The sequence below is a fragment of the Microcoleus harperi Pol14_C6 genome (assembly GCF_036701295.1).
Lineage (GTDB): Bacteria > Cyanobacteriota > Cyanobacteriia > Cyanobacteriales > Microcoleaceae > Microcoleus.
The window spans coordinates 84,972-107,265 of record NZ_JAUBQN010000023.1; the positions used below are offsets into that span (position 1 = coordinate 84,972).

21 protein-coding genes and 4 pseudogenes are annotated in these 22,294 nt (G+C 45.9%); 10 read left to right on the top strand and 15 right to left on the bottom strand.

Going from position 1 to position 22,294, the window contains the following annotated elements; genetic code table 11:
• Positions 1–7: 7 nt before the first annotated feature.
• From QUA27_RS16715 to QUA27_RS16735, 5 genes are all read right to left on the bottom strand, one after another.
• Entirely contained in the window at positions 8–739 is a 732-nt protein-coding gene (locus QUA27_RS16715; protein WP_190274384.1) for a PP2C family protein-serine/threonine phosphatase, read from the bottom strand.
• 414 nt (positions 740–1,153) lie between these two features.
• A complete protein-coding gene (locus tag QUA27_RS16720) occupies positions 1,154–2,920 on the bottom strand; it encodes an ABC1 kinase family protein (protein ID WP_333069170.1) in 1,767 nt (588 codons plus the stop codon).
• A gap of 117 nt (positions 2,921–3,037) precedes the next feature.
• Positions 3,038–3,370 carry a DUF6825 family protein gene (locus QUA27_RS16725; RefSeq protein WP_333069172.1) on the bottom strand — a complete coding sequence of 111 codons (333 nt, stop codon included), beginning with the start codon at positions 3,368–3,370 and terminating at the stop codon, positions 3,038–3,040.
• A 520-nt stretch (positions 3,371–3,890) separates the two neighbouring features.
• A complete protein-coding gene (locus QUA27_RS16730; RefSeq protein ID WP_333069174.1) occupies positions 3,891–5,462 on the bottom strand; it encodes a serine/threonine protein kinase in 1,572 nt (523 codons plus the stop codon).
• A gap of 278 nt (positions 5,463–5,740) precedes the next feature.
• Positions 5,741–6,079, bottom strand: coding sequence for a hypothetical protein (locus QUA27_RS16735; RefSeq protein ID WP_333069175.1), 339 nt, complete (start codon positions 6,077–6,079; stop codon positions 5,741–5,743).
• A 635-nt stretch (positions 6,080–6,714) separates the two neighbouring features.
• Between QUA27_RS16735 and QUA27_RS16740 the strand changes: the two genes are divergently transcribed.
• Positions 6,715–7,329: a hypothetical protein gene (locus QUA27_RS16740; RefSeq protein ID WP_333069176.1), complete on the top strand. Its 615-nt coding sequence runs from the start codon at positions 6,715–6,717 to the stop codon at positions 7,327–7,329.
• 65 nt (positions 7,330–7,394) lie between these two features.
• On the opposite strand, the gene QUA27_RS16745 is transcribed toward QUA27_RS16740, so the two are convergent.
• Both QUA27_RS16745 and QUA27_RS16750 read right to left on the bottom strand, forming a co-directional pair.
• Positions 7,395–7,616: a hypothetical protein gene (locus QUA27_RS16745; protein ID WP_333069177.1), complete on the bottom strand. Its 222-nt coding sequence runs from the start codon at positions 7,614–7,616 to the stop codon at positions 7,395–7,397.
• A 175-nt stretch (positions 7,617–7,791) separates the two neighbouring features.
• Positions 7,792–7,989: a hypothetical protein gene (locus QUA27_RS16750; RefSeq protein ID WP_333069178.1), complete on the bottom strand. Its 198-nt coding sequence runs from the start codon at positions 7,987–7,989 to the stop codon at positions 7,792–7,794.
• Between the two features lie 376 nt (positions 7,990–8,365).
• Between QUA27_RS16750 and QUA27_RS16755 the strand changes: the two are divergent.
• A pseudogene (locus QUA27_RS16755) lies at positions 8,366–9,589 on the top strand (ISAs1 family transposase).
• Between the two features lie 9 nt (positions 9,590–9,598).
• Here the strand turns inward: QUA27_RS16755 and QUA27_RS16760 are convergent.
• Positions 9,599–9,958, bottom strand: a pseudogene (locus QUA27_RS16760) (ISAs1 family transposase); the annotation flags it as partial.
• Positions 9,959–10,421: 463 nt separating this feature from the next.
• Between QUA27_RS16760 and QUA27_RS16765 the strand changes: the two are divergent.
• From QUA27_RS16765 to QUA27_RS16775, 3 genes and pseudogenes are all read left to right on the top strand, one after another.
• Positions 10,422–10,910 (top strand): vitamin K epoxide reductase family protein, encoded by a 489-nt coding sequence (locus QUA27_RS16765; RefSeq protein ID WP_333069179.1) that lies wholly within the window; start codon positions 10,422–10,424, stop codon positions 10,908–10,910.
• Positions 10,911–11,127: 217 nt separating this feature from the next.
• Entirely contained in the window at positions 11,128–11,367 is a 240-nt protein-coding gene (locus tag QUA27_RS16770) for a hypothetical protein (protein WP_333069180.1), read from the top strand.
• A 557-nt stretch (positions 11,368–11,924) separates the two neighbouring features.
• Positions 11,925–12,838, top strand: a pseudogene (locus tag QUA27_RS16775) (SDR family NAD(P)-dependent oxidoreductase).
• Here QUA27_RS16775 and QUA27_RS16780 read toward each other — a convergent pair.
• The 3 genes from QUA27_RS16780 to QUA27_RS16790 form a co-directional block, all read right to left on the bottom strand.
• Complete coding sequence (locus QUA27_RS16780) at positions 12,835–12,972, bottom strand: hypothetical protein (RefSeq protein ID WP_333069181.1); 138 nt, start codon at positions 12,970–12,972, stop codon at positions 12,835–12,837. The pseudogene QUA27_RS16775 and the gene QUA27_RS16780 sit on opposite strands and share 4 nt — an antisense overlap.
• A 108-nt stretch (positions 12,973–13,080) precedes the next feature.
• Positions 13,081–13,821: a uracil-DNA glycosylase family protein gene (locus QUA27_RS16785; RefSeq protein WP_333069182.1), complete on the bottom strand. Its 741-nt coding sequence runs from the start codon at positions 13,819–13,821 to the stop codon at positions 13,081–13,083.
• A 121-nt stretch (positions 13,822–13,942) separates the two neighbouring features.
• The gene (locus QUA27_RS16790) at positions 13,943–14,248 is read right to left on the bottom strand and encodes a hypothetical protein (RefSeq protein ID WP_333069184.1); all 306 of its coding nucleotides are present in this window, start codon (positions 14,246–14,248) and stop codon (positions 13,943–13,945) included.
• A gap of 200 nt (positions 14,249–14,448) precedes the next feature.
• Here QUA27_RS16790 and curA point away from each other — a divergent pair, with 200 nt between their 5' ends.
• Complete coding sequence (gene curA, locus QUA27_RS16795; RefSeq protein ID WP_333069185.1) at positions 14,449–15,480, top strand: NADPH-dependent curcumin/dihydrocurcumin reductase; 1,032 nt, start codon at positions 14,449–14,451, stop codon at positions 15,478–15,480.
• A gap of 70 nt (positions 15,481–15,550) precedes the next feature.
• Here curA and QUA27_RS16800 read toward each other — a convergent pair whose 3' ends face one another.
• Positions 15,551–16,444: an AraC family transcriptional regulator gene (locus QUA27_RS16800; protein WP_333069186.1), complete on the bottom strand. Its 894-nt coding sequence runs from the start codon at positions 16,442–16,444 to the stop codon at positions 15,551–15,553.
• Between the two features lie 308 nt (positions 16,445–16,752).
• Here QUA27_RS16800 and QUA27_RS16805 point away from each other — a divergent pair, with 308 nt between their 5' ends.
• Positions 16,753–17,715: an aldo/keto reductase gene (locus tag QUA27_RS16805; protein ID WP_333069187.1), complete on the top strand. Its 963-nt coding sequence runs from the start codon at positions 16,753–16,755 to the stop codon at positions 17,713–17,715.
• 56 nt (positions 17,716–17,771) lie between these two features.
• Here QUA27_RS16805 and QUA27_RS16810 read toward each other — a convergent pair whose 3' ends face one another.
• Positions 17,772–18,269: a CHAT domain-containing protein gene (locus QUA27_RS16810; protein WP_333069194.1), complete on the bottom strand. Its 498-nt coding sequence runs from the start codon at positions 18,267–18,269 to the stop codon at positions 17,772–17,774.
• A 29-nt stretch (positions 18,270–18,298) separates the two neighbouring features.
• Positions 18,299–18,595 (bottom strand): annotated as a pseudogene (locus QUA27_RS16815) (helix-turn-helix domain-containing protein); the annotation flags it as partial.
• Between the two features lie 342 nt (positions 18,596–18,937).
• Here QUA27_RS16815 and QUA27_RS16820 point away from each other — a divergent pair.
• Both QUA27_RS16820 and QUA27_RS16825 read left to right on the top strand, forming a co-directional pair.
• On the top strand, positions 18,938–19,630 hold the full coding sequence (locus tag QUA27_RS16820) for a YqiA/YcfP family alpha/beta fold hydrolase (RefSeq protein ID WP_333069189.1): 693 nt from the start codon (positions 18,938–18,940) through the stop codon (positions 19,628–19,630).
• Positions 19,631–19,662: 32 nt separating this feature from the next.
• Entirely contained in the window at positions 19,663–20,370 is a 708-nt protein-coding gene (locus QUA27_RS16825) for an ROK family protein (protein ID WP_333069190.1), read from the top strand.
• 188 nt (positions 20,371–20,558) lie between these two features.
• On the opposite strand, the gene QUA27_RS16830 is transcribed toward QUA27_RS16825, so the two are convergent.
• Positions 20,559–20,843 carry a WGxxGxxG family protein gene (locus tag QUA27_RS16830; protein WP_333069191.1) on the bottom strand — a complete coding sequence of 95 codons (285 nt, stop codon included), beginning with the start codon at positions 20,841–20,843 and terminating at the stop codon, positions 20,559–20,561.
• A gap of 183 nt (positions 20,844–21,026) precedes the next feature.
• On the opposite strand from QUA27_RS16830, the gene QUA27_RS16835 reads away from it, so the two are divergent.
• Positions 21,027–22,199 (top strand): histidinol-phosphate transaminase, encoded by a 1,173-nt coding sequence (locus QUA27_RS16835; RefSeq protein WP_333069192.1) that lies wholly within the window; start codon positions 21,027–21,029, stop codon positions 22,197–22,199.
• The last annotated feature ends 95 nt before the right edge of the window (positions 22,200–22,294 follow it).

Below are 22,294 nucleotides of genomic sequence, written 5' to 3' on the forward strand. Positions count from 1 at the left end.
TCGAATATTATTTGAGGTCGATCGTCACGATCACCACAGTAATATTATCGCGTCCCCCTTTATCCTTAGCTGCTTGAATTAAAGCATTAGCAGCGCCCTCGCAGGCGCGAATCGACTTCAGAGGCGAAGCAATCAAAGGATCGGAAAGTTCTTCAGTCAAGCCATCGCTGCAGAGCAGCAAGCGATCCCCAGGCTGCACGTCCACCGGCAAAATATCTATCTCCCGCAAATCATCGCGGCCCAAACACTGGGACAAAACGTGACGCCAAGGATGAGTGCGAGCCTGATCCGGAGTTAGAGCTTTTCTTTTGACAGCCTGAGCAACCCAAGTCTGGTCTTCAGTAATCTGTTCCAAGCGAGAGCCGTGCAGTCGGTACAAGCGAGAGTCCCCGATATTAGCGCACCAGGGTCGGCCCTCATCCCTAAACATTAGAACCACAGCCGTAGTTCCCATATCAGCACGCTCTGGGTGGTCGAGCTGATCCGTCAAAATTGCTTGATTGGCAATTAAAAAAGCCTTTTCCAACAACAGCGGAGAATCCTCTGGCCCTTCCCAATGTTCGAGCAAATAAGATTGAATCGCCTCAGTCGCAATCCGGCTGGCTTCTTGACCTCCGGCGTGTCCTCCCATTCCATCGGCCACTATGAAAAATCGCCCGTCAGAGTCTATGTAGTACGAATCCTGATTTACGGAACGAACTAGCCCTGTGTCTGTCTTACCTGCGAAAGAGCGTTTCATAGATTGGGTGATTGGACTCATCGAACTTGAAAGCTTGATTTAATGGGGTGCGATTTTTTATTCCGAAACTTAAATCCCGAACGGACTTGAAATTCTGCAGCCCGCGATCGCGAGTTTTGGAAAAATTGCACTTCCTTGACCTCATATTGTAGATCGTATGATGGTAATCCCATCTTAAAATTTTGGTAAATCCAGTAAATCAAGCAGCACCTGCAAAAAAAACTGGATTTCTACCCAGAATTAGAGGTTTTGCTGGCGAGAAATCTAGGCAGAAACTGGGTTTTTAGCCTCAAAGCGCATAAGTGTTGTAAACTTCAGCAATCTGTGGTCAGCCAGCCAAAACTTAACATTCGATGTCAAGTTTTGGCTGGCGAGAAATCTCAAACCTGAAATTTCAAATCGCAAATTGCACAATTATGACATCCTGTCTAAACGATCGATCCGCTTGAACAAACGCAGCATAGCAAACCCTGCACCCGCCGCCAGCACTGCCACAGCGACAGCCGGCCAGACTTGATTGCTGACAAACAAAATTGTCGCCGACAAAGTAAAAGCACTCATCAGCAAAGCATAATTCGTGCCCATTTGAGCGCTGCTCATGCGGCGGAGCAAGCGCTCTGTTTCTGCAGAACGGACGCGAATCCGCAAATCTCCCTGTTCGAGTTTATCAATCGTTTCCTCAATCCGGCGGGGCAAACCCAAAGCACTCGAACTCACCTGAGCCGCCTGACGGCCGATTTCGTTAAAAATGCTGCTACCTGCATCAGGGCCATTTCCATTAGTCATAAGCTGCATGGCAAAAGGTTGTGCCACCTCCATAAAGTTGAACTCGGGATCTAAACCGCGGCCCACCCCTTCGATTGTGGAAAAAGCTCGCATTACAAAAGTAAAAGTAGCTGGGAAGCGAAAAGGTTGGTTGTAGGCAATATCGTAAAGGTCGTCGGTAATCGCGCTCACAGACTGATTTTCAAAAGGCTTGTCCATGAAATTGTCCAGCATATACTGGATGCTGCGGCGCACCGGACTCATATCACCTGTAGGGACCAAAGCTCCCAAATTGATCAGAGAATCCATAATCCGCTGTCCATCCTTGGAAGCAATGCCGTAGAGCGTCTCCATCAGTCCTTCGCGGACGTTCGATTGGATTTGCCCCATCATGCCAAAATCGTAGAAAATCAGACAACCGTCAGCACTAACAGCGATGTTGCCGGGGTGTGGGTCAGCGTGGAAAAAGCCATCGTTGAGCAACTGGCGCAAATAAGCTTTTGCGCCCAACTGAGCGATTAATTTACGATCGATACCGGCGGCTTCCAAAGCTTCGTAGTGGCTGATTTTAATCCCCGGCAGGTATTCCAAAGTCAGCACTCGCGGAGCCGCGTACCGCCAATAAACCCTCGGCACCCGCACCCAGTCACAGTTGCTAAAATTGCGGCGAAAAGTATCAGCATTGCGGCCTTCATGGAGATAGTCAATTTCCAGCCACAGAATGCGACAGCATTCCTCATAAATCCCCATCCAATCTCGGCCGCGGCCCCACTTAGGATGGTTTTGAAAGTAGCGAGCAATTCCCTTAAGAATTTGCAAATCGATCTCGAACAGCTTACGCAGTCCAGGTCGCTGCACCTTAACCACCACCTCCGGGCCCGAATGCAGTTGAGCTTTGTGTACCTGACCCAGACTTGCAGCGGCTAGGGGTACTGGGTCAAAGCTGCGGTAGAGTTCTTGAACAGTCTTGCCCAAATCTTGCTCAACAATTACCTCTAACTGCTCGTAGCTAAAAGCAGGGACTTTATCTTGCAGCTTAGAAAGTTCCTCCACAAACTCTGCGGGGAACAAGTCGGCGCGGGTGGAAAATAACTGCCCAACTTTAATGAAAGTTGGCCCCAAATCCAAGAGTGTTTCTCGAACCCAGATAGCTTGAAAGCGGCGTCGGGCCACTTTCTTTTCTTCAGTAACGCCTCCCCAGTAGCTCCAATTTTTGCTGTCTAGCCAGAGGGAAGCCAGCCAGAGCAAGACAAAAGCCCAAATGTCGAAGAAGCGCCGCTTCCGGGAATATTTTTCGCGGTTCCAGCGATAAGCTTTACTTTTGTAGGATTTACTAGCAGTTTTTAGCTCATCGGCTTCGCCAGTGTGCTTGGGGGAGCGCTGGCGATTAACAGAGTCATCAAGGAGAGCAGACACTTGGGTTCCCAAATTGCTTATTTTATGTTGTTGCTTTGATTGAAAGTAGGAGCGCAGGAGCGCATTGCTTTGCGCTCGCGTAGTCATAAATAATAGTTGTGGTCGGAGGATCGATCGCTACGGCAAACTGCTGCGGTAGCGCTGCAATTCCGATCGCACCAGAGCCACTTCGGCGCGCAGATCGTCAATAGTCGCTTGCAAATCTGCAGGATGGATGTCTTGAATGGTGGTGGTGCTTGCAGTGCCAGTCCTGGTCTGCATCGCCTCATCCGAAGCTCGATTTGCCCGTTCCACAACTCGATCCGTGAATTGCCGCAGGCGTTCTCTTTGTTCTGCGTCAAATCTGCCGAGTTCAGAGAAAGCGTTGGTTGCTGCGCTTTCTAATTGCTCGTACAGTGCTTCGGCAAGTGCTCTGCCTACAAAAAAAGCATGAACTGGGGGTTTACTCATAAAAAATCTCTGTGCGCTTCCGCAACAAATTATAACTTGCTTGTCCCCGATGATGCTTGCTCCCAAAGGAAGGAATTTTGGGGGAATTGACACTCCCATCCCGAGTGTCGCCGATGGGATTGTTGAGAGTTAGAACAGTCTAACGCGCCACGGCTTAGCAGAAAAGCCTTGCTTACACTGGGTCAAATTCGAGGTTGGGGTTGCTTTGTACCAAAATGTTTGCAGCTTGGCAGTATTAATACGCGACATCACACCACCTCAGCGCCGCGCACATATTCTAACATAATTTAAATCAAAATAGAACACCGTCCTGCATTTTTTTTAGGGCATTTGGATGGCAGAGGAAATAGGAAATATTCGATAAACTCAGACGGCGACTATTGAGATTTTTAGATTCGACGGAAGTTTTTGGAAAATAGTGGTTCGCTAGGTAGGGGCTTATTATCTCAACTCCTTAGCAGATATTTGCTGACTCATAAAACCAAGTATTTGTCCGTACTTTGAACCAACAAAAACCCTACTAATTTGTCGCAGGTTCGGGAAAAGGTATCGTGGGATCTGCCACAGGGGGTGGTGAATCAGGTGCGATCGAACTATCTGAATTGTTGCCACTGCCGCTCGGTATCGCAGGCTCAGGCGATCGCTCGATCGGCGAGGCTATTACTGGCGGCGCGGATTCCGACGGCGGCAAGGTTTCAGCGCTAGCACTCCCAGGGGCAGGCGGGGCGGGAGCGGCGGGCGGTTCTGCAGGCAGGGGCGCAACTTCTGGTACTGGTGCGGCTTCTGGTTGGGGAGCTAGCTCGATTTCGGTTTGAGGCTCTGGAATGGGGGACTCAGAAGGCTCCTCTGCTGGTTCGGGCGTCGGCGATGGCTCAGATTCCGCTTCGGATTCTGGGGCGGGAGTTTCCTGGCTTGGAGATTCAGAAGGTTTGGCGCTAGTTTCTGAGGGATCTTCGATCTGTTCGGGAATGTTGGTGCTGTCTAAGGGGGGTTTGGGGCGCTTGTTGAGTTCGATCGGGTAGAGAGGGCTGCTTTCGACAGACGGCTGCCCGAACATCGGCCCTGACAAATCGCGGGATTTGAGCAAATCTTCCAGAGATGGGAAGGATTCAATTTTGGGACGATTGCTGAGACTGGTGCTGTTGTAGTGCCATGCTAGGTCAAAACCCATCCAGCCTGCAATTGCAGCCGTTACCACAAACGCCACAAAAGTCAACTGTGGCGGGGGAGGTGCGGGCAATTTTAGACTTTGTTTGCCTTTTCTTTTTACTGATACTCGCTCTGTTTCTTGGAGCATGGTGAGCCAATTTTCCACTGTGTGAGGGCGGTTGTGGGGGTCGATTTCGAGTCCCTGAAGGATGGCTCGTTCGATTCCAGGGCTGAGGTTGGGCTGAAATTGCCGTAACTCAGTCAAGGGAATGCGATCGCGCAGGGGTGCTGCTACGGGCGCCACGCCGGAGAGTAAGTAGTATAGGGTGGCGGAGAGCGCGTAGATGTCAGTGGCCGGTGTACATTTACCGTCATAGAGGTATTGTTCGATCGGCGCGTACCCCGGGGAGAGCAAGTTAGTGTGGGTTTGTTTGGTGCCGGCGGTAAAGTCGCGGGCAATTCCGAAATCTATTAACATTACTACGTGAGAATCGGCTCGCCGGATAATATTTTCTGGATTGATATCTCCGTGCAGCAATCCGCTGTGGTGCACTGTACTTATGGCTGAGGCTATTTGCCGAATATAGTGCAGGGCCTGGGCTTCTGGCAGCGGCCGATCGGTTTCGACTATTTGGGCGAGAGTTTGGCCCGGAATGTAGTCCATGGCAATAAAAGACTGTCCGGCTTCTTCAAAAAAGTCGATTACCCTGACTATGTTGGAATGCTGACACCGCGACAGGCGTTGGGCTTCGGCAATAAACTGCTGCTGAAATTGGGCAGATTCTGGGTGTTGGCGCAGACTTTCGTTGAGGGTTTTGAGTACGACGGTTTGATTTAAATGGGTTTGGATAGCTCGGTAAGTGATGCCGAACCCTCCTATCCCTAAAGTCGCGTTAATTTTGTATTTGCCCTGTTGCAGGACTGTTGCTGGCGCTAAGTTCATCTTTAGTTGATGCCGTTTCCCAAACTATGCTACCGCCTTTGGGTTATTTCGCAGAGTTGGGGGTGAGGTTCGATCGATCGGCGCCCTAGTTTGAGCTTTAGCTCTGCTATATCTTTAATCTTGGCATCCCTACGTGATTTTATCTGTAGTAGGTATTGTGAAACTTAACGCTCCGGCTTTCCAATAATAAAAATCCCGCTCTTGTGGAACGGGAAAGCCATCAGGGTGCATCTATAATATCTGACTCTAACTTATGGGGGGTACAACCCCTCATTGTTTTAGCAAGTCTTTAAAATTAGCCAATTTTTGTAAAGATTTAGGTTTAATGTTGACTTACGATCAATTTTATGATTCATAAAATAGCCGCATCGCGATCTTGAGCTTGGGAAATTGAGAGGCTCAGGTATGAAGACACACTCGATTCTTAAAGAGACCAGAATCTGATCTTCAAAGGCATTGTGGCGGATACTTTTCCCCGTGCCAGTGTGTTTCACCACCATGTCTTTTTCAAGCTTACCAGAACACACCCGCACAAAGGCGATGGGCTCGCGGCGTTTCGGGTCCATTTTTGCCTGAAGCTTGAACACACATCCGGTGAATTCTGGGTAGGTGGGCAATAGTTCACCTAGGCTGCTCTGGTAAGCTTCTGGCTTGGCCGCCTAGTCCATCAAGGATTGCCAGAAAAGTTCCACCGCTAGGTTATGCAAGGTTAGCACTGCGGTCATCATCAAAGGTAAACCGAGTATCGGAGACCTTAATCCCAACTGGTCATAGCCTAGTTGGTTATAGACTAGGGGAGAGAGCAATTCTTGCAATCTAGCTGCGATCGCTTAATTTGAGGCGACCTGGTACATTCCGATGGCGAATACGATCTGGATTTATAGTACGTCGTTTTCCCCTGTTGCTCCCAGAGTCACACCTTACAGACGAGATTACCTTTTTGGCTCAGATGAAGTTCCGGCGATCGGCATAAAATGACAAATAGGCATCGTATCGGGCTTAATCTTAAGACGCCAAATGGCTCAAACCTTGTAAATAAAAAACCTGTAAGCATTCTCCAGACATTGGTAGCCCATAGCCCTCAATGCTTCAATCGCTGTTCGCGTTACACACCAAGGCCTGGAGGCAAGCTTAAGTTCCCCCCTTCGGGGAACTTGAGCTTAAGTTGTCACAAATGAGGTCTTCTTGGTAACGAGAAGGGATCTATTAGCAATTAGCAGCAATTAATAATTACTTATTCTTTGGTTTGAAAATGTCTGTTAAACAATCACATTACGAGAATTTACTAGCAGAGTACAGCGAATCTTCTGCCGCGATTACCCTGCTGAAAAAATATCGGGTTTACATGGAAATGATTCCGAGTATCCGCCGCGCCCATGAGAGTTTAATCACAATTCCTTTGCCAATTGCCCGCTTGCGAGACGGGGTTTCGTATGCGGGAAGCAGCGGCACTAGCATATCGCCCGGACAGGCAGTTTGTTTGCCCTGCGATTTGGCGATTTTGATGTGCGATCCTGAATGGAAAGTTAAAATTGGCGTGGAAATTTTGATTTTCATTCATCGTCCGGGCGAAGAGTTTTCTGAGTTGCTCGGCCGCTGGCGGCAGTCTCAGGTTTGGCTGGACAAAGGTTACGAATGGGTGATGCCACACCGCTACAGACATATTTACAGCGATGAAGCTGAGGCTGTTCATCCGCTATTTGTTTTGTTTGACGCAACGCCGGAACTGATTCAACGGGGTTTGATGGCGGCTGGTTTACCGTTTGTGATGGAAAGTTTCGACTCTGGGATTGAGGAAGTAGAGGAGGAAGAGTTTCTGAGTAGCGGGGAACTAGGAAGTATCGGTGAAGAGAATTTTGATTTGTAGGGTAGGTGCGATCGCACATAGCCTAACCCTAGGGAGCATATCACTTTTGCAGTGAGCAATTATACTCAGGCAGCTTTTCCCTGATTACCAATTAAGCTGTTTAAGTAAGCACAACTCGGAGCTAATACTTGTCCCACAAGTTCTGATTTCCAACTAGCTCCTGATATTTTAATTCGTCTGGCTATTTGCTTAATCCCTGATTCTACCGCTCCTGAACCAATTGAACAGATCCCATCCCTTGAGCAAACTTCATAGTTGATAATCCTTTCTTTGTGCTTTTCCTTCATCTTGGCAAAAATTTACTGCTGATTTTTTATTGAGCTTTGTAAATAGAGCTACCGCATTCTCTACATTCCCTTGCCACAAATATGCTTCTGCTTGCTTAATTCCTTTGATTGAACCACCTACTTTCTGAAGATTTTGATTCAGATGATACCAATCGAGAATTTCTCTTCTGTCCTGTTAAAAACTGATTTCCTTAAATATATTCCACACTCGCTCATGTCCATCACCTAGGCAAGTTACAGGTTTGGCGAACGGTTGTTTATTTGCCCAATTAACGATGATATCATTTTGATTGAAACTAGCCATCATACCCGCTTCCGACACAATTGCTTTATAGTCTTTCCATTCAGACTTTTCTCCTGGAAGTGTCCTCATTCGTACTTTTCCACCATCTGCACTGAACTCGGAAATATCTTCTGTTGATATCGGTTCGGTGAAGTCTTGATAATGTACTAATCTTTGTTGTGTTGGGAGCCGGAAAAGTCACTCCCGTTAGATACTTAATATCTTGGGCGGCATGCTTATAAGCAACATGGGAACTCAGTCTTAAGCAACAGTTTTTTAAATGTGGACTCAACCTACTAGCACTACCGCAGCCTAGTTTAGCTGCCAGGGTAAGCTCATCAAATTTGGCAGGAATTGTACTTGACAAAAAACCGGAAATAGACTTAATATCTGTGAACCGAACTCAAACCTATAATCAAGTTTGAATTTTAACAAAGTCAATCAAGTTGAAACGGAGTTAAAGACAATGACAAAAGGTTGTGCACCTAGATTGAAACTCGCTGTAAAATCTCAAGCTAAAAGAGCAGAAAAACGACAGTTAACACCTCAGAGCGAAATCCAAGCCAACTTATTGAATTATGTAGCAAAGCTCCCAGGCCCCAGAGTTCAAAGAACCCAAAAACACTTATTAAAACATATTTTAGTAATCTCTATTTTAGCCGTTATTGGGGGTGTAGAAGGTTGGGAAGACATGGAAAATTATGGCATCGCTAAACAGCAATGGTTAGAGGAATTTCTTGAATTACCCAATGCTATCCAAGCGTGATGATACTTTTCGACGAGTTTTTGAAATAATCAATCCTGAAGCTTTAGAACAATGTTTAGCGAAGTGGCTTCAAAGTATGCTTGGTTCGATAGTTGGCGAGATTATCCCCATCGATGGCAAAAGTGTTAGAGGTTCTTATGACCGTAATCAAGGCATAAAAGCTTTGCGGTCACGGCTTGGGCAAGTGAACAGCGTTTAGTTTTAGGGCAAGTTAAAGTTGAGGATCGTTCCAACGAGATTAGGGCAATTCCGGCACTCTTAGAATTATTAGACCTGACCGGGGCGATCGTTACCATTGATGCGATGATGGGAACTTAAACCGAGATTGTGAAACAAATTAGCCACAAAAAAGCTGATTATATTGTATCTCTTAAAGCCAATCATGCCACTTTACATTCTCACGTTAAAGAAGGGTTTTATACCAGAATAACCAATAACTTTGAAGGTCTTAACGTTAGTTATAACCAATAGATTGAAAATGGACACCATCGCACTGAAAAACGTTATATTTGGGCTGTTCATTTAGAGTCTTTCGGTGGTCTTTATCAATAAGACCAATGGTCGGGACTGCAAACCATCGTCATTATTGAAAGAATCCGCCATCTTTGGAACAAAACGACTCGTGAAGTCCAATTTTCTCTAACTTCTCTGCCTGCGGATGTTCAAGTTCTTAGTCGTGCAATTCGTCAACATTGGACGATTGAAAACCAAGTTCATTGGACTTTAGATGTCACCTTCCATGAGGATCAATGTCGGATTCGTTCAGGTCATAGTCATCGTAATTTTGCCATCCTGAGACGGATGGCACTTAACGCTCTTAATCACGAGAAAACATTGCAGCGTAGTCTTCGTCAAAAAATTAAACAGGCTTCTATGAATAATGATTATATGGTGACTGTTATCAACTCCTTTTGTAAAGCTTGATTGAGATGCTCTTATCTTGGTGACAAGGGTTTCTACCCATTGAAGAAAACAACGATTCAATTCTTCTGGGTTAATGAACTCGAATACCCGACGAAAGGTGTCATCCGAGGGAATACCGTGAGGTAATGCCAAAAACTTTTCTAACCATTGTTTTTTGCTAATGCCATAATTTTCCATGTCTTCCCATCCTTGCGCTCCAGCAATTACTGCTAAAATCGCAATTACTAAGATATCTGTGAGTTGATGTTTCTTAGTTCTCTCTAGTCTGGGATCTTTTATCTCTTGGAAGTGGTGAACTAAACTTTTTTGAATATACCCGATATCTGCCAATGCTATTATTTTTATATCAGCAAAAAGTTTTCTGAGCATCGGCTTTTTTCTTGTTAAAAGCTTGAAACATATAGGGTATTTTTTGAGTTTTTCAACTCCAGTATTACTGTTATCTCACTGATATGTGTTAGGAGTCAAGTGTGCTGTCTACACAGTTTATTATGCTGATTTTGTTAACTTTTTCAAGTTCATCTTATACCAAATTAGATGAGCTTACCCTGGTAATCTTCACTAGCAATGTATGTCTTAAGAGCTAAGGAAGATGGTGGAGGAACGAGAGGATATTGCTCGGCGTAAATGTTCAAAATCGGGATCCGGATGTTTCCCAGATCCACTCGCTTGTTGCCAATCTCAACCTAATCTTGAATCAGTTTGTTTCGCTTTCATTGAAACGCTTGGTGTATGACTGATGCGATCGTTAACGCCTACGTTATTATGGAGAATTGCGCTTTATGGACCCAAAAAACTGAGTGAGGAGCTGCGTCAAGGAAAGAACCCTCACATGACCCGTCGGCGATGGATTATCGGCTTATCTCTGCTTGGGGGTTCGATGGGACAAGCTGTCACCCGCTACCACACTGGGATCGTTAATCACCTACCCGATCCGCCGAGACAAAAGCTTTTCGATGCAGACCGGGTTGATGCTTCTAATTACGCTTACAACCAATTCAACTCACCCGATGGGCCAATAATGGTGGCTAATTATGCCATCACTGCTTGGCTAGCTGGTGCTGGTGGTCTAGACCGCGCTAGGCACAACCCTTTGCTACCCTTTGCAATGGGTATCAAGCTCGTGTTGGACGGGGTGACCAATGTCGAGTTAGCTCGTGAGGAATGGAGCGAGAACAAGGCGTTTTGTGAATACTGCCAAGTTGCGACGGTTGGCTCGATCCCCTCCATTGTACTCGCAGTGCCGGAGGTGATTACCGCTGTTGGCACCCTGCTGGGACGCCGCGATCGGGACACCGAAGCACAGGGCAAGACAGGCTAATCGATACAACGGCGAAAAGTACGGATGATTTTCTACAGCGGTGTTGGGCGTACAGCAAATGTTAAGCCCGATCGAGAATGGCACATATTTTATGCAATTATTCTCGCTCAATATTCCCTCGATAATTAGTTATAGAACCAATCCTGTCTGAGGATAGAGCCCATACTTGAAACTGAATGATAGCCTTTTAGAGTAAGGTCAAAAACAGGTGCAAATCATGACATCAGATAGTCCTCCAGACACTCGGCAAGATAATGCAAAACATGACCCTCAAGATAATCCTGGAACTCAAACAACTATACCGACCACAGAAGAGGGTGACACTCCAGTGGATGAGAGATATCGCATGACCGGTCAACAATCCGGTACTGACGTTAGTCGAGGTAGTGAACCTGAAGCTCCGGGAGGGGCTCCCAAGGTTGTTGGTAGTCCAAATCAAGGAACTGACTCCCGTTAAAAAGATTCTGGAAAATCACGCAAATCTGCGATAGAGATGAGCGGTAGCTCAGCAAATAAGGTGGTAGAGACACTGCCTTATTTGCAAATAATGCCCAGCAGAAATTGCCTAGCAAGCCGGATAAGAATAAAGATCGAGCAGATTATTTTAATCGAGGATAAGTAAATATGGTTACAACGTTATAGGATATAAAACGGCTTTCGATTGACGAAAGATTGGCAGACTTGAAAGCCTTGCAAAATTTAATTATCTAGAACGATGGAAAGCTAATAGATGCGTGCCATTATGACAACCTCTCAGTCAGAGGAGAGGAGAAGTTTAAGGTTTTAGTATCAGGTTCAGGTAGTACGGTAGACTGCGCTTCACAATACATCAGCATTTGAGTTTTAACCATGAATTTCTATATAGATAATCAGAATCCTCTTATTCTTTTTGCAGTTGGCGTGGGCGCTTGGCTCGTCGTGCTTTGGGTGGTGCGATCGTGGCGCGAACGTCAATACGATCTCACAGGCAAGACGGTGCTGCTTACGGGTGGTTCTCGCGGACTTGGTTTGGTTATGGCACGCCAGTTGGTGCAGCAAGGAGCGCGTTTGGCAATTTGTGCCCGCGATCGCGCAGAACTCGAAAGGGCGCGTGTCGAGCTGAAGGAGTGCGGTGGAGAGGTGCTTAGTGTTCCCTGTGATGTCACCGATCGCTCCCAGGTTGACCAGATGGTGCAGCAAGTGCGCGATCCGGTCAGATCGACATTCTCATTAACAATGCAGGGACCGACCTTGTGGGACCAATGGACGTATTGACGATCGAGGACTACGACGATTTGATGAAGCTGCATTTCTGGGCACCGCTATACACTACTTATGCGGTTTTCCCGGAAATGCGTCAACGACAGGCTGGACGCATCGTTAATATCTCTTCGATCGGCGGCAAGGTAGTTTCCCCGCATATGTTGGCGTATTGCGCGAGCAAATTTGCCTTAACGGGTTTCTCTGAAGGGATGCGGACAGAACTGGCAAAGGACGGGATTGCTGTCACAACGGTCTGTCCGGGTTTCATCCGCACGGGCGTGATAGACCGCGCTATGTTCAAAGGTCAGCACCGCAAGGAGTTTACCTGGTTCAGCATTGCTGATTCCTTGCCCTTAATCTCGACGAGTGCCGAAAAAGTTGCTCGTGAGACTATTGCTGGATTTCGACGCGGTGATGTAGAGGTAATTGTGCCACTTTGGACTTGGTTTACTGTCAGACTCTATGCTCTTTTTCCAGGGCTTTCTGCCACTGCGATCGGTTGGTTTAATCGGTTGTTACCTGGAACAGGTGGCATTGGTACCGATCGCGCTTTTGGAAAAGACAGCCACTCATCTTTATCGCCTTCGGTGTTAACTTTTTTGAGTGACAAAGCCGCACGGCAAAACAATGAAATGGGGAACCAAGAGGAACCGGGTGGCGATCGAATCCCTGAGCGATCGAGCTAGCGATCGTCTTTGTCGGACGGTGAGAATGGGTGACGGGCAACGCCAATGCCTTGCCAATCATCCTGAGTATCAAGATATTCAGTGATGCTGCGCCCAATAATGCCTGTTCCACCGAATACTGCCAGCTTCTGCATCGCTTTTAGTGGTTGTTTTCGCGATCGTTACCATAAACAGTATTAGAGGAAGTTTATTTTTCCTCTATCCGTGTATAGACTTAAAAGGATTTTGCTTTTGTATTTGGACTAAAGTAAAAATGCACGTAAGCTTTCAAGTTCCTCAGATTTTAGACAATTAGCAAATTTTTTGATACCAAACGCACTTGGGTGAGGAAGGAAAGTAATTAGCTTTTCTCGATCGCCGATCGCTATCGGTCCGAACAGAGAAACATCTTTAGGGATATTGAACTCATCTTGCATTGCCTCTTTTGCCCGCTTTCCCAGTACTACAACAACCCGCGCTGCTGCCATTTCCAAGACTTTTTTCAAGTAATTCTCAACGCAATGTTTCTGCGCTTCTTGCACACCGATTTCACTCACTGACTTACAATGCACTATTTCAGTAATTGCATAGTCACTTCCTGGAGTGTCATTACGCTGAAACAGCTCGATAGCCCTTTGTCGAACTGCACTCCAAAAGGTAACACTACCACTATACGTTCCATCTTTTTGTAGTGATTTTCTGCCCTCTAAAATCCATAGCCTGCGTCCACCACCAAAGCGATTATTGAAGAAGTCATCAATGGCATCATCTGACCATGACCAACGTGGATAGTCTTCAACTGAGCTAATGGACGGATTGGAGCTTAGAAATAAAACAGGAGCTTGTTCTATACGTCCACTCCACGGTTCAGGTACTTGGTATTCGTTCACGGTAGAAGATGACTGGGAAAAAACAATCTCACGACATGGATGCTCAACCGACGGATTTTGAATACAAAAATTTACGTGAGGACAGTGAGCAATCTCATTTAGCAATGTTGTCATAAATTTCCTAAAAAAAGACTTTTAATTTTTCCATCGTTGAATGCTTAAGTAGCAACCCTTATTGTCATAATGTTAGGAAGTTTCCCTACATACTTGTTTTGGTGCGATCGCTACGATACCTTCAGATGCGTATCGCGTGAAGTCTCCTATATTCAAGGATGCTCCTCGTAGATTCTAGCACAACTGACAGCATAGTCGGATACCACTGGTATGCTTGACCGATAAAAATCTCGAATTCGTCAGCCACCCGATCTGCGATCGCCTCGAACTCTTGCTCTTTTTGGGAAGTAACATCACTGTCTACCTGTTGTGAAATCGAACGTTCTTTATTCCAAGCTAAGAATTCGACAAAATCCAGTACCTCTAGGATTTTTACTTCAGGTAGATGATGAAGCTTGCGTACAATTTCTTCAATCAATGCTTCCATAGTTCGTCCTGCCCAAAACTTCTCGTAAATATTGAACGTATTACCGAACGCGATCGGTAATCCTCTCTAATTATGTCTGATGAAAGAGGTTGAGTCAGTGATTATCAACTTCAATGGTTAGTAAGGTTGTTGGGATGATTGTCCAGCCTGGTACAGCACTAATCAATGCTCAACGCATTGGAAAAAAATAGGAACCATCAATGTCTAATTCAATTAACCAACAAATCTTACTCAAAAGCCGCCCAGTTGGCGAACCAAAAGAGAGTGATTTTGCCCTAGTCGAAACCCCAATCCCAGAACCAGGGGAAGGTGAAGTTCTCAACCGCACGATCTATCTGTCTCTCGACCCCTATATGCGCGGACGCATGAGCGATCGCGAATCTTATGCTTCTCCGGCAGAATTGGGTTCCGTGATGGTCGGTGGCACAGTCAGCCAAGTGGTGAAATCCAACCATCCGCAATTCTCAGCCGGAGATTTTGTGCTGGGTTATGACGGCTGGCAAACCTATGGCGTATCGAAAGGCGAAACGTTGCGTAAGCTTGACCCCAATCAAGCACCCATCTCCTATGCCTTGGGCATAACGGGGATGCCGGGAATGACGGCATATTTTGCGCTGCTTGATATTGGGCAACCACAAGCAGGCGAAACGGTAGTCGTTTCTGCTGCCTCTGGCGCAGTCGGTTCTATAGTCGGTCAAATTGCTAAACTCAAAGGCTGTCGGGCAGTGGGGGTGGCTGGGAGTGAGAATAAATGCGATTACGCAGTCAAAGAATTAGGGTTTGATGCCTGCATTAACCGCAAAACTCAAGACCTCAGTTCAGCACTGAAAGCTGCTTGTCCTAACGGAATCGATGTTTACTTTGACAATACGGCGGGTCCAATTTTAGAAGCCGTGTTGCAGCAGATTAATCTTGGGGCAAGAATACCACTGGTTGGTTTAATCTCGCAGTACAACGCAGAAACTCCTCCTCCTGGCCCTAATTTGATGCCACTGTTGGTTAAACGCGCTTTAATCAAAGGTTTTCTTGTGGGTGATTACCAACACCGTCAGGCAGAGTTTGTAAACGATGTTTCTCAGTGGTTGCAGGAAGGTAAGCTCAAGTATAAAGAAGACGTTGTAGAGGGACTGGAAAACGCGCCGCACGCCTTCATCGGTTTACTACAGGGGAAAAACTTTGGCAAGCTGATTGTTCGCGTAAAACAAGAGTTCGGGCAACCAGGGGAAAGGTAGAAGAATGGCGCAAAAATCAACACTACTTTGCCCGTGGTGGTGCGAACCCTATATTTACCGCCTGTAAAAATTACTTGAGCGGAAGAAAGACATCGGTAATCGCCTCATGCTGAGGTACATCAGGAAAAAAACTAACTCTCTGAAGAAACAGTGGAAAGTCTCGCGGTTCTTCTGTACTCGACGGGAGCCATTTCGAGTAAAGATAAGTGATGCTCTCGCCAAGGTTAGCGTCGTCCCCGATGTGTCGCAATACGGCACATCTACCAGCAGGAATAGTTTTTTCTACAACTCCAAATGGGTTGTCAGCCACATCTCGCTCTGTTGATGCACAAATGTCAAAGCGATAGTTTTCAGGCGAGGTTTCGGACGGATTATCGTAAAGGATGTTGAAAGTAGCGCTGAGTTGAGGCGTCAGATTGTTCTGCTTTCGCCATTCGATAAACTTGCGAATCGAATTCCCGAGGAGATTTGGATCGCCACGGTGCTTGATAGCAGCTACTTTGGTGTCTTTAAAGGTGATTAGCTTAACTTTCGCGGGCTGATTTTCTGGTTTCATATGCTTCATCCTTAAGTCACTTAATACTTGGTAAGTCGAGTGCCAAGGATTCCACTGCGGATGCTCTCTGAACTCTGTTGGAGTCTGCCCTATGTTCTTCTTGAATGCACGAGAAAACGATTCATGGTTTTCGTAACCACTCGCCAGCGAGATATCGACGATCTGCATATGGTTGCGAAAGGCAAGTTGATAAGAAGCTCGTTTCAATCGATTGAGCTGAACGTATTTGTAGACGCTAATTCCGAAAAGTTCAGAGAACTGCCTGTGAAAATGATACTTCGAGAATGCAGCAACGTTGCTGAGCCGATCGACAGTAAGGTCATCGTCTAGATGAGAATCGATGTACTCAAGCACTTTGCGGAATCTAGAGCGATCGGTGTATTCAGCAGATTCAGTCAAATGTTGCATCCTCCTTGGCTATCAATATACTATTCCCTTGCAATTCATGAAGCCTGACCGAAATTGCTCAATCTATAGGTGCTCGGTTCGGAACGACGGCGTTCGCCCCCCTTGTTAAGCCCAGTGACGATCCAACGCGATGAACGCGGCGAGAGCGATCGCATAACGCCTCAACTCAACCAAGTACCTCACACCTCCTAAATTGCCAATACTCAGTTCTAGTGTGTCTCCAGCAAGATGTGGTAAACGTTTCCTTGCGTTTGAATTTGATCATAGCTATTTGCACTTAAGCAATAGCTGCAAAACAAGGAGAACAGATGCCAGAAAGTACGTCAAACTCAGAAATGGTATACCGAACTCTTGGCAGCACAGGAGAGAGGGTTTCTGCGATCGGATTGGGTGGTTGGCACATCGGATTGAAGTATGTTGATGAGGAACTGGGTATCCGGATTGTTCGCACTGCGATCGACCGTGGCATCACTTTTATGGATAACAGTTGGGATTACAACGGTGGAGCCAGCGAGGTTCGCATGGGGAAAGCTCTCCGCGATGGCTACCGAGACAAAGTATTCCTGATGACGAAAATCGACGGTCGCTCCAAGAAAGAAGCCGCAAGACAGCTAGACGAATCACTGCAACGCCTGCAAGTTGATTGCATCGATCTCGTCCAGCACCACGAAATCCTCCGGTTCGAGGACCCGCATCGAGTTTTCGATCCAGAAGGGGCAAATGCCGCCTTAATTGAGGCGCGGGAAGCTGGCAAACTCCGATATATTGGCTTCACCGGACACAAAGACCCCCAGATTCATCTGCATATGCTGGAAGTTGCAGCCAGTTATGGGTTTAAATTTGATGCGGCTCAGATGCCGCTGAATGTGATGGATGCACACTACCGAAGCTTTGGGAAGCTGGTTGTGCCAGAACTGGTTAAACAGGACATCGGCATTCTTGGCATGAAAAGCATGGCAAACGGGATTTTGTTACGGTCAAATACGGTAACGCCAATTGAGTGTCTGCACTATGCGCTGAATCTACCTACATCCGTTGTGATTACGGGAATTGACAGCATGGAGATTCTCGATCAAGCGTTTGAGGCGGTGCGGACGTTCCAGCCAATGAATGACGAGCAAGTGCGATCGCTGTTAGCAAAAACGGCAGAAGCAGCATCACGCGGCGAGTTTGAGCCATTCAAAACTTCATCAATTTTCGACAGCACTGCCCAGAATCTAGATTGGCTTGGAAAGGAGCCACAGCGCATTCAGCAACTGATGCGAACGTGATCGAGAGAGGCGATCGCCTAATTCGACTAACTTTACTTTTCTTTAGAGATAGCCTCTTAACTAGGAGATTTCCTCTTAATTTGAGGGGTTAGATGCTCTGGAATATTTTCTAGTTGAATCGCATTACAGCCGAACTTATATGCAGTTTCAACAGGCTTGCCAGCCCCTAAAGCATCATAGAAACCCATTGCAAATGTGATTGTGGCTGTGTCTCTAATTTCTTGGCTCATGCCGATGACATAATTGAGGTGTTGAACAATCGCATCTGCCTGAATATCGGAATAGCACGCATTAAGTAAAACACATTCAACATGATCGGCAAACTGCTCAAATAAGCTGGATAAAGCCTCAGTGGTGACAAGTTGGGAGTTGCCATTATCGTCTTCTACAACTATTCCGTCATCTCCTGCGCCATATCCACTGAAATGGACAATTTGCGGTTGTATCTCTAGCAAGGCTCCACGCAAGTCATCAGGACGAATAGCTCCGCTATATTCAAATTTGAACTGAGCCCGATTATTAGGGAGCGTGTCACTTTTGAGATGAGGATAAATCGAGCGTGGTCTTTATGGGTTAACCATTAGATAATTTCCGACTGTTCTTCTGGCTTAAGTTGTCCCTGCGAGCCTTGATGATTTAAGAGCAATCCTTCAATTCCATGCAACGCATAATTGATTTTCCACTTGCTAATAAATGGAGAGGATACTCCCAATATCTTTTGAATAGTTTCGTCGCGGCAGATCCCTTCAATTAGCATCCGGACGGTCAAGGCTCTTTTTAATTCTCTGGGGTCGGGATTACTGGCAATAAAATTTTCTAGTTCTAATAAGGCTTCGACTTCATCCTTTCCGAATTTTTCTGAGGACTTATTTTGAGTCATTTCAAGTCCTACTTAGATTAGCATACCTCATTATGCATGATTTAAAATTTACAAACCATTTGCGCTCGCTATATAATTTAAATCCCTGCGGCTCCTAAATCTTTTCCAGATATCAGTATATATTTTATTTGAGTTAATGTCTTAAGTTTTTTAATTAATAACTCATATTAACACTACTCGGGACAGTTTTTGATTCAGAGGCTGAACCCCTCATTCTACCGTTAGGATTTGACCTCGCTGAGAAGGCTGAAACCCTCATTGTGCGGTTAGTGATTGAAAAGTGTCCGGAGTATTGATATTAAGTTAAAATAATTAGTTGGGAAGTCTCATAAATTTTTCTGGATGAATCTAGAGAACGATTCGAGTTACATTTATTTACATGGATTTGCTTCAAGTCCTGATTCCGCGAAGGCTAAATATTTCCGAGATCGCTTTTCTTACCTAGAAATTGACCTAAAAACTCCCGATCTCAATCAAAACGATTTTTCTGGGCTCACTCTCACCCGCCAATTAAATCAAATAGAAACAGACTTTTTGTCAAGCAAATCCTCCCAACCTCCCACAGAAAATGTAAAAAGTATAGGGGGAGTCACCATAATTGGGTCTAGTTTTGGGGGACTGACAGCAGCTTGGTTGGCCCAGCGACAATTGTCAGTAAAGCAAATAGTTTTGTTAGCACCGGCTTTTGACTTTATGTCCCACTGGCTGCCACTGTTGGGACAGCAACAGTTAGAAAAGTGGCAGTCTGAGAAATATTTGCCGGTTTACCACTACGGCCAACAGCGTTATCTGCCACTGAATTATCAGTTTTTGGCAGATATGGCTCAATACCCTGAAGAAAAATTAATGCGGTCAGTCCCTACGTTAATCCTTCACGGTCAGCATGATACAATAATACCGGTTCAAGCTAGCAGAAATTTTGCCGCTAACCGTCCCTGGGTGCAATTAATCGAATTAGAAGACGATCATTCTTTGGGAAATGTCCTAGCGGAAATGTGGGAAGCGATTCAAAAGTTTTGCCCATTCAACAATTAAAATTAGACCAACTTGCAAGTCTTAACAATCAAATGACTGAACAAGATCGATCGACTCGCACCTTAGCCGTTGACATTGGCGGAAGTGGCATCAAAGTTATGGTTTTGGACAATGAAGGCGCACCCCAAACGGAACGCAGCCGTTTAGAAACGCCTCAACCACCGAAACCGGAACCGATACTAGAGGCGATCGCCTCTTTAGCAAGCGGACAAGGGGAATTTGATAGAGTATCCGTCGGTTTTCCAGGCGTCGTGCGTCTAGGCGTCATCAAAACCGCAGTGAATTTAGATCCGTCTTGGATAGATTTTGACTTAGAAACTACTCTCAAAGATCGCTTGGGAAAACCTGTGCGAGTGGCTAACGATGCGGATATTCAAGGATTGGGAGCAATTGCTGGGACGGGGGTAGAATTAGTAATTACCCTTGGCACCGGTTTTGGTTCTGCCTTATTTGTCGATGGTATCTTGGTACCAAATCTAGAGTTAGGACATCACCCGTTTCGCAAAGGGGAAACTTACGAACAGCAATTAGGCCGATCGGCATTAGATACAGTCGGTTCCAAAAGATGGAATCGCCGTCTAGAAAAAGCGCTCACCTCTGTGCAAAATCTCTTTAACTGCGATCGCATTTACATCGGTGGTGGCAATACTAAAAAAATTGCTTTTGAGTTACCGCCACAGGTTAAAATAGTACCAAATGTGAGCGGTTTATTGGGCGGGATTGCTTTGTGGCGCGATTGAATAAAATTTGTGGCACAAATGCCCATCATCAATATCAAAGAAAATCAAAGACACCGGATTTTTGGCTCTGATTAAAGGCAATAATCGAGTCTTTCGGTAAAAAATCCGGTTGCTGAATCCACCACTGTTGATTTGGTTTTGGGCTTGTGCGGTAGGGGAGCCATCGAAGAGGGTCGCCGTTGAAAAAGTTATTCACCCATTGGATCGCGGTAGCGTTTGGGCTCATCCTTGCGAAACAGATTCGCCAAACCTAGGATGCCCAACAAACCCAAAGCACCCCAATGATTGTTGTCGTTTTTGCTTTCTTGAAAGGGAGTTCTGTCTAGAACAACTCCATTAGAACCAGTATTGTTCTGGGCCGGAGCTGACTCGGTTTGAGCTGAGGCAGGCATAGCTGAAGGGAGAACAGCCAAACTCAAAGCTATCAGGGTAGCAGCGGTATTTTTAGATATATCGGAAGGCTTGACTTTCATACTAGGTCTCCAAATATCAGCAGTTACTTTATCAAAATAATCAATTTGTCGCCGCCGACGCATCAATCGATCGACAGAAACTAAATCCCCCCTCTCCTCTTGCTTTCGAGATAGAACAAGCTCTATGCTAAGTTCAGATGCTTGTAAGCAGATTATCTAAAATAAAAAGTCTACCACTATACCATGCTTCCCTTTATCCGAAAAGATTTAGCCCAACTTACCGCATACACTCCCCATCCGGGCGGCACATCAGGAGAACCAGCGCACTCGGAAAGGGCGATCGATCGCCTTGATACCAACGAATGCCCCTACGACTTGCCAGAGGAATTAAAAAAAAAGCTAGCTTGGACTTACCAGCAGTTAATTGAGACAAATCGCTATCCCGACGGAGGCCACGCAGCGCTCAAAGAGGCTCTCGCCCAATACGTCAATGAATCAATCACAATCCCCCCGCTAGGGGGGGTTACACTGCCAAAAACAGCCATTAAAGGCGACAATATTTCTGTGGGCAACGGTTCCGACGAACTAATTAGATCGCTCTTAATAGCTACTTGTTTAGGTGGGCAAGGCTCTATTTTGGTAGCGAATCCCACCTTTTCGATGTATGAAATAATAGCCCAAACCCTCGGCATTCCCGTTGTAAGTGTTCAGCGGAAAGAGGAGAATTTTGAAATTGATATCGAGGCGGCTAAAAAGGCGATCTCCCAAAATCAAAATCCCCCCGTGCGCGCCGTATTTGTCGTTCATCCCAATTCTCCCACAGCCAATGCTTTGACAACCGATGAAATAGAATGGTTGTCAAATTTGCCGGAACAGATATTAGTAGTAATTGACGAAGCTTATTTTGAATTCAGCCAAAATACTTTAGTCGACCAATTGCACAACCACCCGAATTGGATAATTTTACGCACATTTTCCAAAGCATTTCGATTGGCATCAATGAGAGTCGGATATGCGATCGCCCATCCCGAACTCGCAGCCGCCTTAGAAAAAATTCGCCTCCCCTACAACCTTCCCAGTTTTTCGCAAACTGCAGCCGAGTTAGCCTTAGCGCAGCGGCAGTTATTGCTAGCAACCATTTCCGAAACTATATCAGAAAGAACGAAATTAATTGCAGCGCTAACTCAGCATCAAAAATTGCAAGTTTGGCCGAGTGCGGCTAACTTTGTTTACCTGCGGGTGAAAACAGGCGATCGTAATTTAGCAGAAACTGAACACAAACAAATCATGCAGCAGCTAAAAGAGAGAGGTACTTTAATTCGGCATACTGGGGGAGGTTTGCGAATTACGGTGGGCAGTCCCGATGAAAATCAGCGAACAGTCTATCGAATTGGAGAAATTTTTGACAAGTCATAATATTCGGTATTCAGTTTCTCAATACTCCGGACAGTTTTTAAATAGGGATGCTTACGCAATAAAGCACAGAAGCGAAAAAACTGAGTGCTATCTGA